This window comes from Halorubrum sp. SD41 (assembly GCF_058630335.1).
The window spans coordinates 94,106-103,861 of record NZ_JBZVGZ010000011.1; the positions used below are offsets into that span (position 1 = coordinate 94,106).

General features: G+C 69.8%; 9 protein-coding genes. 6 read left to right on the forward strand and 3 right to left on the reverse strand.

The window, feature by feature from the left end; all coding sequences use genetic code 11:
* The first annotated feature begins 256 nt into the window (after nucleotides 1–256).
* The 5 genes from AC4NMM_RS06940 (at nucleotide 257) to AC4NMM_RS06960 (ending at nucleotide 4,786) form a co-directional block, all read left to right on the forward strand.
* Nucleotides 257–1,429 carry a Fic family protein gene (locus AC4NMM_RS06940; protein ID WP_491923903.1) on the forward strand — a complete coding sequence of 391 codons (1,173 nt, stop codon included), beginning with the start codon at nucleotides 257–259 and terminating at the stop codon, nucleotides 1,427–1,429.
* A gap of 121 nt (nucleotides 1,430–1,550) precedes the next feature.
* Nucleotides 1,551–2,402 carry a lipoate--protein ligase family protein gene (locus AC4NMM_RS06945; protein WP_096393754.1) on the forward strand — a complete coding sequence of 284 codons (852 nt, stop codon included), beginning with the start codon at nucleotides 1,551–1,553 and terminating at the stop codon, nucleotides 2,400–2,402.
* A 75-nt stretch (nucleotides 2,403–2,477) separates the two neighbouring features.
* A complete protein-coding gene (locus tag AC4NMM_RS06950; protein WP_491923904.1) occupies nucleotides 2,478–3,314 on the forward strand; it encodes a deoxyribonuclease IV in 837 nt (278 codons plus the stop codon).
* A 93-nt stretch (nucleotides 3,315–3,407) separates the two neighbouring features.
* Nucleotides 3,408–3,881, forward strand: a complete 474-nt coding sequence (locus AC4NMM_RS06955; protein ID WP_096393756.1) for a hypothetical protein — start codon at nucleotides 3,408–3,410, stop codon at nucleotides 3,879–3,881.
* Nucleotides 3,882–3,946: 65 nt separating this feature from the next.
* Nucleotides 3,947–4,786, forward strand: coding sequence for a class I SAM-dependent methyltransferase (locus tag AC4NMM_RS06960; protein WP_491923905.1), 840 nt, complete (start codon nucleotides 3,947–3,949; stop codon nucleotides 4,784–4,786).
* Between the two features lie 456 nt (nucleotides 4,787–5,242).
* On the opposite strand, the gene AC4NMM_RS06965 is transcribed toward AC4NMM_RS06960, so the two are convergent.
* Nucleotides 5,243–5,887: a DUF7095 family protein gene (locus tag AC4NMM_RS06965; protein WP_491923906.1), complete on the reverse strand. Its 645-nt coding sequence runs from the start codon at nucleotides 5,885–5,887 to the stop codon at nucleotides 5,243–5,245.
* A gap of 65 nt (nucleotides 5,888–5,952) precedes the next feature.
* The gene (locus AC4NMM_RS06970) at nucleotides 5,953–7,755 is read right to left on the reverse strand and encodes a DNA polymerase/3'-5' exonuclease PolX (protein WP_491923907.1); all 1,803 of its coding nucleotides are present in this window, start codon (nucleotides 7,753–7,755) and stop codon (nucleotides 5,953–5,955) included.
* 108 nt (nucleotides 7,756–7,863) lie between these two features.
* Between AC4NMM_RS06970 and AC4NMM_RS06975 the strand changes: the two genes are divergently transcribed.
* Nucleotides 7,864–8,283: a DUF2237 family protein gene (locus AC4NMM_RS06975; protein WP_491923908.1), complete on the forward strand. Its 420-nt coding sequence runs from the start codon at nucleotides 7,864–7,866 to the stop codon at nucleotides 8,281–8,283.
* Nucleotides 8,284–8,314: 31 nt separating this feature from the next.
* Here AC4NMM_RS06975 and AC4NMM_RS06980 read toward each other — a convergent pair whose 3' ends face one another.
* The gene (locus tag AC4NMM_RS06980) at nucleotides 8,315–9,541 is read right to left on the reverse strand and encodes an MFS transporter (protein WP_491923909.1); all 1,227 of its coding nucleotides are present in this window, start codon (nucleotides 9,539–9,541) and stop codon (nucleotides 8,315–8,317) included.
* Between the last annotated feature and the right edge of the window lie 215 nt (nucleotides 9,542–9,756).

The window sequence follows — 9,756 nt, forward strand, 5'->3', positions numbered from 1 at the left end:
GCTTGACGTTCCCCTCTTGTCGCTCAATCATATGTCACGATTAGAAGACTGCTTGAATAGCCTTTGTCACTCAATTTGTTCAGTTCGCAGTCCTTCCTAGCGGGTGTTTCATACACAAAGTAGTGAATAGAATGTGTGGGTCAAATCTATCCTCAGAGATTCTGAGTAGTTGTGACAGTGCAATCACTCACCCTACTATTTTGATTTAGCACCAAAAATGCCAATAGTAGCCAGCGTATTTGTTGGGATGCCACTAATGGAGCGAGATGACTTCGACGAGGCCGTTCCCGGTGAGATCGTTCCCACGACGACACCGAAGGGGACGTATTCGGCGTTCCGACCTGATCCGCTTCCGCCCTCAATCAATACTGAACAGCTCATTACACCGCTGGCGGAGGCGACACAGGCATTTGGTCGACTTCACGGCATCGGTCCACGTGTCGGCTCAAGGGAGATCCTGATCGAGCCGTTCATCCGAAAAGAAGCGCTGGAGTCCTCGCAAATCGAGGGCACACATGCTACTCTTTCAGACATCTACGCCTATGAGGCTGGACAGGAGGCTCTCATCGACGAAGACAGGCAGCAGGGCACCCAAGAAGTCGTGAACTATCTACACGCGCTGACGCACGGATTGGATGCGATCACAGCTGGCGATCCAATCACCGTCGAATTGCTATGCGAGATGCACGACCGGTTGCTTTCGGGTGTCCGTGGGGATGAGGCTGACCCAGGAGAACTCCGTACGGCTCAGAACTTTATCGGCAGTACGCCATACATCCAAGACGCCAGGTACGTGCCGCCGCCCCCGAACGAGATCCCCGATCTTCTCGAAGACTTGCTCGAGTATGCGAACCAAGAGACAAATCTACATCCACTTCTCCGAATCGGGCTGATCCACTACCAGTTCGAGACGATTCACCCGTTTCTCGATGGGAACGGACGACTCGGGCGGCTATTGATCAGTCTTCTCTTGCAACGTGATGGTCTCTTGCCCGAGCCGTATCTCTACCTGAGTTCGTATTTCAACGCACGACGGTCAGATTACGTTGATCATCTCTTGTCAGTCAGTCAGCACGGTGAATGGGAAGAGTGGCTCCTGTTTTTCCTGCGTGGCGTGCAGTCGCAAGCAGATGAGGCCCACCAGCGGGCCAACCTGCTAGTCGACCTCCGAGAAGACTATCAACAGCGCTATCAGAGCGAGCGGTCTGAGAATATCCTTGAACTGGTGATGCGGCTCTTCGAAGATCCGTACCTGGACGTGAACACAGCAGCCGACTGGTTGGATGTCGAATACAGCACGGCTAACCGACTGATCGGACAGCTCGAAGATGACGGAATACTCGAAGAACTCACCGGGAAAGATCGGAATCGGTTCTACCGGGCGAGCGAAGTCTTCCAGATCATCAACAAGCCGATCGACCAACTCTGAACGACTGAGCAGAGAGGGTTTGAGGCATACGCATTGAGACAACCGGTCTCAACTTCTGTACTTCGGGCCGGTCGCGGCGACGAGCGCAACCGCTTTGCGAGTCGCGCCCGAGGAGGGCGGTATGACCGCGCCCGCCGTCGACTGGCGGCTGATCCGCGAGGAGGCCCGCCCCGGACCGATGCAGATGGCGCTCGACGAGGTCGCCGCCGAGACCGCCGCCGCGGGAGGGCCCGCCACGCTCCGTACGTACCGCTGGGAGCCGAGCTGCCTCACCCTCGGCCGCCACCAGGAGCCGGAGACGGTCGACTGGGAGTTCTGCGAGCGCGAGGGGATCGACGTCACGCGCCGACAGACGGGCGGGGGCGGGATCTACCACGACGGTCGGGGGGACATCGCGTACTCGATCGCGGTTCCCGCGGAGTCGGTGCCGGGCGAACTGCTCGACTGTTACCATCTCCTGTGTGAACCCGTCCTCGACGCGTTCGACCGGCTCGGGGTCGACGCCGACTACGTCGACGAGCCGATGCCGGAGCTGTACCGCCCGGCCTGCTACCTCCGGGAACTCCATCCGGCGCACGACGTGGTGGCGCAGGGTCCCGAGGGCGATCGACACCGGAAGATCGCCGGCAACGCGCAGTACCGCAAGCGGGAGGCGGTGATCCAACACGGGTCGCTGACGTTCTCGGTCGACGCGGCGCATCACCTCGGCGTCTTCGCCGACCCGCCGGTGACGCCCGAGGGGTTCCGCGAGCGCGTCGTCGGGACGGACGAGTTGGTCGACGTCGACCGCGCGGACGCGGTGGCGGCCGTCGAGGCGGCGCTTTCCGACTGGGCCGGGGATGCGCCCGAGGCGACCGTGGACCTCGACGGGTCGTGGACGGACGCGGAATTAGAGCGGGCGGAAGAGATCGTCGCGGAGAAGTACCGGGACGAGGCGTGGATCCGGACCCGACCCGGGAACGGCGGGGCGTAGACGGCTTCGCGGGGTATCGTGGGGTATCCGCCCGGTTCCGAAGGGGCTTTTTCGACCGCCCCCCCAGTGTCCGGTATGAGTCTCAAGGTCGGCGCGCACGTCTCCATCGCCGGCGGCGTGGACAACGCCGTGGAAAATCAGGTCGAGGTCGGCGGCAACTGCGGACAGATATTCACCCACTCGCCGCAGGTGTGGCAGGATCCGAACATCGGCGACGAGGAGGCCGAGCGGTTCCGCGAGGGCACCGAACGCGACATGGAAGGGCCGTGGGTGATCCACACCTCCTACCTCGTGAACCTCTGTACGCCGAAGGAGGGGCTCCGCGAGAAGTCGCTCGACTCGATGCAAAAGGAGGTCGACGCGGCCGACAAGCTGGGAATCCCGTACGTCAACGTCCACCTCGGCGCGCACACGGGCGCCGGGGTCGAGGGCGGGCTCGACAACGCGGCATCCGTGATCGACGACCTCGACGTGCCCGACGGCGTCACGGTCCTGATCGAGAGCGACGCGGGCGCGGGGACGAAGCTCGGCGGGGAGTTCGAGCACCTCGCGGGGATCATCGACCGCACGGAGACGGAGATCGACGTCTGCGTCGACACGGCCCACGCGTTCGCGGCGGGCTACGACCTCTCGACGCCCGAGGCGGTCGATCAGACGATGGGAGAGTTCGACGACGTGGTCGGGTTGGAACACCTGGAGTACGTCCACCTCAACGACTCGAAACACGAGTGCGGCACCAACAAGGACGAACACGCCCACATCGGCGAGGGGCACATCGGCGAGGCGGGGATGGAGCGGTTCCTCAACCATCCCGACCTGACGGACGTGCCGCTCGCGCTGGAGACGCCGACCGAGGACGGGAAGAGCTTCGCGTGGAACATCGATCGAGTGCGCGGACTCCGCCGCGACTGACTGAAGCGACGCGACGCGCCGTCGCCGGTCCGAGCCGGACGGCAGTCGTCCGTCCGACGCGGATTTAAGTGATTCCGTTGTCGATCCACGGACATGCCCACCACGAAGGCGTTGCTGTTCGGACGCCGCCGCGACCGCGCGGTCGGGCTGGTGGTCGGGTTCGCCGGCGTCGTGACGCTCGCGCTCGTCGCAGCGTTCGTCGCCGAGTCCGCGGGCGTCACGCCGGCGACAGCGCTGACCGACCGGCTCCTCCCGGTGTTGGTGTTCTACGCGCCCGGGCCCCTCGCGGCCGCCGGGGCGTACGCGCGCTGCGGGGGCCCGGCGTGTCTGGCCGTCGGCGTCGTGCCGGCGCTCGTCCTCGGGGGGTTCGTCCTGCTCGGGACGCTCGTCGGCGTCCCCGGCGTCAACGGCGGGAACCCGGCGATCGGCGACGTGACGGTGAGCTTCGCCGCGATCGGGGTGACCAGCGCGTTCGTCGGCTACTGCGCCGGCGTGACCGCCGTCCTCGCCGCCGATCTCGTCGGGTTCGGGTCCGGTGACGCGGACGAGGAAGGCGGCGACGAGTGAGGGGGACCGGTCCGGCCGGCGACCGATCTCCGGACGTTTATTTCCGCCCGCCGCGAAGCGGGCCCGTGCGACGCTTCTCCGCCGAGTACCTCGAACACACCCGCCGCGGGATGTGGGAGGACGGCCGCGACGCGCTCGCTGACCTGAAGCTGGCGAGCCGCGAGCGCGTCCTCGACGTCGGCTGCGGCACCGGGGAGCTGACCCGCGTGCTGGCCGCGGAGGCGGACGGGGCGGGCGAGCCGGACGCGACCGTGATCGGCGTCGACGCCGATCCGGAGCTCCTCTCGGTCGCCCGCGACGCGGAACGGGGAGGGGACGCCGGCGCGCGGATCGATTACCTCGCGGGCGACGCGACGCGGCTCCCGGTCGGCGACGACGCGGTCGACCTCGCGGTCTGTCAGGCCCTGCTGATCAACCTCCCGGACCCGGCCGCAGCGGTCCGCGAACTCGCCCGCGTTTCTTCGGACCTCATCGCAGCTGTCGAGCCGGACAACGCCGACGTGCGGGTGGCCTCGACGGTCGACGCGGAAGAGCGGCTGGAGCGCGAGGCCCGTGAGGCGTACGTCGACGGGGTGGATACCGACGTCGCGCTCGGCGACCGCGTGCGCGAGGCGTTCGACGCGGCCGGGCTGGTCGACGTGCGGACGCGGCGGTACGTCCACGAGAAGCGGACCGAGCCGCCGTACGCCGAGGCCGCGCTGCGGTCGGCGGCGCGGAAGGCCTCCGGCGCGGGGCTGGCCGACCATCGGGAGGAGCTGGTGGCGGCGACCTCGGAGGCGGCCTACGACGACCTCCGCGGGCGCTGGCGTGAGATGGGTCGGGAGGTTGCGGCGGCGATCGACGGCGGCGAGTACGAGCGCGTCGAGTACGTCCCCTTCGACGTGACCGTCGGGCGGGTTGAGTGAGAGGGGAAACGTGAACCGATGCGGGCGGGCGATTGTTTATAAGTCAGAGGGACTGGTTCCGACTGTGTTTTATAAGTGAGTGAAAGCGGATCGGCGGCAAACAACTTCAAAGCCCCAGCCGCCCACTTATAAACTTCCGGCAGTGGATCGGCGACAAACACCGCCAAAGCCCCAGCCGCGAGGGCTCGGTGCGCTCGCTGTGCTCCTCAGTCGCTCGTTTCACTCGCTCCTTGCGGTGCTTGCGTCGCGCGCCTTCGCCCTCGCGGCTGCCCCTTTGAGTCCCGCCCAACCGCGACCGCACCGCACCTCACGCCTCCCCAGCCTCGTCGCTGGTCCTCCGCTGCGCTCCGGACCAGCGACTCCCTCGCGCGGTGCCGTCTCGCGGTCGCCGGGGGCGACCGCTCGCGGGCACGCGCCGCCGCGGTCATTTATAAATAGCGTCGCGGCGCGTCCGAATCAAACCATGTCGCCGCGCACCGAGGAACCCTCCTGCTCGGCGCGCTGTTGTTTGAGCACGTCCGCGGCCTCGTTCGCGGCGTCCTCGTCCGCGCCGAGCATCCCGAGCGCGGCGGGCAGCGTCGGCATCGCGAGCGAGGCCTCGCGGAGGCGCTGGAACGCCTCGTCGTCGCGCTCGCCGTCGACCCAGAGGCAGACGCCGCGGGGGTCGAGCACCTCCTCGTAGGCGTCGCGGGCGAGCGCCCCCTTCAGGCGCTGGCGGACGTTGTCCTCGAAGCCGGCGTTACAGACCTCCAGATGGATCGGCTCGTCGTCCTCAACGAGTTCGGCGGCGAGGCACTTCTCGGGCGCCGCGTACCCGTTGTCGCTCGTTCGCACGCGGTCCGGGTGCGCCTCGGCCCACGCGGCGTCGACCGTAGTGCCGACTCCTTTCACGCCGTACTCGGCCTCGAAGTCGGCGGCCGCGTCGGCGTCGCCGCCCATGATCACGTCCTTCGTGAGGTAGACGTCGAGCCGGTCGACCGGGTCGAGCCCGAGCGCGACGTCGCCGAACGCCCACACCTCGCGGACGGGCACCGGCATCGGCTCGCTCGCGACGCGGTCGACGAGCGTCTCCAGGCGGTCGACGGCCCGTTCGCGTTCCATTGGCGAGGCGTAGGCGACGGGCGGGCAAACCGGTTACGCTCGGGCGGCCGAGGCCGGTCCGCCACCTACAGGATGAACGACCGGAGGCCGTTGAGCGAGCGCGCGTTGAGCACGTTCGACGTCTCGGCCCAGCCCCGCCGGGCCGTGTGAACCCCGTACCGGGCGTTATCGAGCTCTCGCGGGGCGTGCGCGTCGGTGTTGACGGCGATCGTCGCCCCCGCTCCGATCGCAGCCCGGACGAACTCGCCGTCGGCGTCGAGCCGCGCGGGATTCGCGTTCACCTCGACCGCGGTCCCGTTCGCGGCGGCCGCCTCGGCGATCGCCTCGACGTCCGGGTCGAGCCCCGGCCGCTCGTTGATGAGGCGGCCGGTCGGGTGGCCGAGGACGTCGACGTGCGGGTGTTCGACCGCGCGGACCAGCCGATCGGTGGCCGCGTCGCGGTCCTGGCCGAGCGCGGCGTGGGGCGACGCGACGACGAGGTCGAGCGCCGCGAGCGTCTCGTCGTCGGTCGCGAGGCCGCCGTCGGCGTCGATGTTGGTCTCGATCCCGTGGAGGATCGCGATCTCGACCTCGTCGCGCGCCTCGGCTATCGCCGCGGCCTGCTCCTCGATGTCGGACTCGTCGAGGCCGACCCCGCCGACCATCCCCGGCCCGGTCGCGTGGTCGGTGACGACGTGGTAGTCGTAGCCGCGCTCCGCGGCCGCCCGGGCCATCTCGACGACGGAGAAGGAGCCGTCGGACCAGTCGGTGTGCGTGTGGAGGTCGCCGCGGAGGTCGCCCTCGCCGACGAGGAGCGGGAGCCGGTCCTCGGCGGCCGCCTCGACCTCGCCGCGGTCCTCGCGCAGTTCGGGCGGGACCGGCTCCATGTCGAGCGCGCGGTACACCTCGGCCTCGTCCTCGCCGGCGACGCGCTCGCCGGCGCGAGTGGCGTCCGGCTCCTCCGCGTCGCCGGCGGCCGGACCGTCGTCGCCGTCCGAGCCGCCGTCGCCCTCCTCGTCGAGGTCGCTCACGTCGAAGAGCCCGTACTCGTTCAGCTTGAGCCCGCGGTCGATCGCCCGGTTGCGGACGGCGACGTTGTGGGCCCGCGAGCCGGTGAAGTACTGGAGCGCGGCGCCGAACTCGTCGGGGTCGACGATCCGGAGGTCGACGCGGGTGCCGTCGGCGCGGACGCTCGCCTTCCCGGTGCCCGCCTCGATCGTCGCGTCCGCGGCGTCCCAGTCGGTGAACGCCTCAACGATCGGCTCGCGCGCCTCGCTGGCGACGAGCAGGTCGACGTCGCCGATCGTGGGTTTCCACCGCCGGATCGACCCGCACACCTCGGCGGACTCGACGGGGTCGAGCGCGGCGAGGTACGCGAGCGCGTCGTCCGCGAGCGGCCGGGCGTCGCCGAGGCGGGTGCGCTCGCGGGCCTCTCGGGCGAACGGAATGTTGTCGAGGATGTTCTGTTCGGTCTTCGCGCCGAAGCCCGACACCTCCCGAATCTCGCCCGCCTCCGCGGCGGCCTCCAGCTCGTCGAGGTCGGAGACCCCGAGCGCGTCGTACAGCGACCCGACCGTCTTCGGGCCGACGCCCTCCACCGCGGTCAGCCCCGCCATGTCGACCGGGAGTTCCTCGCGCAGCTCGGTCAGCTCCTCGATCTCCCCGGTCTCCACGTACTCGACGATCTTCGCGGCGATGGCGTCGCCGACGCGGTCGATCTCGGCGACCGCGTCCTCGCCGTCGGCCGCGAGCCCCTCGATCGGCGCGGGGTGGTCGCGGACGTTCTCGGCCGCCCGTCGGTAGGCGGTCGGCTTGTACTCGACGCCCGTCGCCTCGAGGAGGTCGGCGAACTCCTCCAGCCGCGTCGCGACCTCGTCGTTCCGGCTCATGACGCGACCGTTCGACGGCGCGGCACTTATACCGCCGGCCGAACGCCCGACGGCCGGCGCGCGGCGACCCGCCGGTCGCTTATGCCGTCGGCGGCCGAACCCCGTACCATGTCGATCGACGACGCCGACGGCGAGCCCGGGGACCGAAACGTGTTCGGCGGCGAACTCGCGCCCTGCGGCGGCGAGCCGACGACCGGCTACCTCCGCGACGGGCGCTGCCGCGACGTCGACGGCGACGTCGGCGAGCACACGCTCTGTGCGGTCGTGACGGCCGATTTCCTGCGGTACAGCCGGGACCGGGGCAACGACCTGATAACCCCCCGCCCCGAGTTCGACTTCCCCGGGCTGGAGCCGGGCGACCGCTGGTGCCTCTGCGTGGGCCGGTGGGTCGAGGCGGCCGAGGCGGGCGTCGCCCCGCCGGTCGTCCTCGAAGCGACGAACGAGTCCGTGTTGCGGGCCGTCGACGCCGACCGCCTCCGAGAGCACGAGTTCGACCCCGAGACGTTCGAGCCCGGGAGCCTCGACTGAGCGCCGGCGCCGCGGGAGGGCCGCCGACCCGTTACTCCGTCAGCCAGAGCCCGGCGGCGACGACCGCCGCCAGCCCCATCGAGCCGGCGAGCAGCGCGAACGCCGGCCGGAAGCCGACCGCATCGGCGACGATGCCGACCGCGCTCGGCGCGAGCGCGCCGGCGCCCATGAGCAGCGTCCGGACGACGCCGAGCCCGCCGCCCGCGAGGCGCTCGGGGAGCAGCTCCATCAGGTAGGCGCTGCGCACCGGCTGGAACCCGTGCGAGCCGAGGCCGAAGAGTGCGACGACGACCGCGGCCGCGACGGCGCCGAGCCCGAGGCTCGGGAGCGAGATGAGCGCGGCGAGCGCCGCGGCCGCCAGCCCGAGCGTGCCGACCATCACGGGGAACCGCCCGACGCGGTCCGAGAGGTCGCCGGTGACCAGCTGAACGAACGTCACCGCGAACACGAGCGAGTAGAGGAGGTTCGCGGTCGACGTGGCGAGGTCGGCGGCCTCCGAGAGGTACAGCGGGAGGAACGCGACGAGCCCGTTGTGCGCGAACGAGAACCCGACGGCCACCAGCACGAACGCCGAGAACCGGGGGTTCCGGAACAGCCGGAGGTACTCGCGCGTGTCGGGGTCGGGCCCGTCCCCCTCGGTCGAGCCGGCCGCCGCGGGCGAGCCGGAGAGCCGGACCGCGGTCGCGGCCGCGAGGCCGACCGCGAGGACGCCGGTGAGGAGGAACGGGGCGCGCCAGTCGGCGCCGGGCAACCGGGCGAGGACGGCCGCGAGCGCGGGCGGTGCGGAGAGGACGGCGACGACGACCGCGGGTGCTGCGACGCCGCCCATCGCGCCGAGCGTGTCGTGCGCGCCGAGCATCCGCCCGGTGCGGGCGGGGTAGACGCGGGCGATCAGCCGCACCGAGACCGTCTTGTGGACGCCGGTGCCGGCCCCGATGACGAGCATCGCGGCGACTAACGCGGCGAAGGGCGCGTCGAAGACGACCGCGAGCGACCCCGCGCCGGCGACGAGCGCGCCCGCGACGATCACCCGGACCGGACCGAGCCGGTCCGCGACCGCGCCGCTCGGGAACTGGAGGAGGGCGTACACGAGCATGAAGCCGGTGAAGGCGGTCCCGACGGTGGCGTTGCTCACGCCGTAAGCGCCCTGTATCGACTCGAACAGCGGCGGGAAGAGGTACCGGACGAACTTCCCGAGGAACCAGACGAGCGAGACGAGGACCAAGGCGTCGTACTCGCCGATCCGGTCTCGGGTCATCGCCGGAGCGTAGCCCGGTCACCCGTATAAAGGGCCTGAAGCGCTCTGCGGCTGCCGGTAAGGACCGATCTGGTCATCTCCGTTGTTCCGCGGTGGCGCGTGCCGACGAGCGGCCGACAGGCCGCGAGTCGCGCGCGCGAGGTCGGCCCCCGGGACTCCAGGCCGCGCCGGGCCGGCGGCCGGCCTCCCCCGTCCGGCCGGCGCGCGGGGCGGCG

Excerpts from the sequence above, each read along its gene's own strand:
- AC4NMM_RS06940 (WP_491923903.1), top strand. The coding sequence starts at position 257 with ATGGAGCGAGATGACTTCGACGAGGCCGTTCCCGGTGAGATCGTTCCC.
- AC4NMM_RS06945 (WP_096393754.1), top strand. The coding sequence starts at position 1,551 with ATGACCGCGCCCGCCGTCGACTGGCGGCTGATCCGCGAGGAGGCCCGC.
- AC4NMM_RS06950 (WP_491923904.1), top strand. The coding sequence starts at position 2,478 with ATGAGTCTCAAGGTCGGCGCGCACGTCTCCATCGCCGGCGGCGTGGAC.
- AC4NMM_RS06955 (WP_096393756.1), top strand. The coding sequence starts at position 3,408 with ATGCCCACCACGAAGGCGTTGCTGTTCGGACGCCGCCGCGACCGCGCG.
- AC4NMM_RS06965 (WP_491923906.1), bottom strand. The coding sequence starts at position 5,887 with ATGGAACGCGAACGGGCCGTCGACCGCCTGGAGACGCTCGTCGACCGC.
- AC4NMM_RS06970 (WP_491923907.1), bottom strand. The coding sequence starts at position 7,755 with ATGAGCCGGAACGACGAGGTCGCGACGCGGCTGGAGGAGTTCGCCGAC.
- AC4NMM_RS06975 (WP_491923908.1), top strand. The coding sequence starts at position 7,864 with ATGTCGATCGACGACGCCGACGGCGAGCCCGGGGACCGAAACGTGTTC.
- AC4NMM_RS06980 (WP_491923909.1), bottom strand. The coding sequence starts at position 9,541 with ATGACCCGAGACCGGATCGGCGAGTACGACGCCTTGGTCCTCGTCTCG.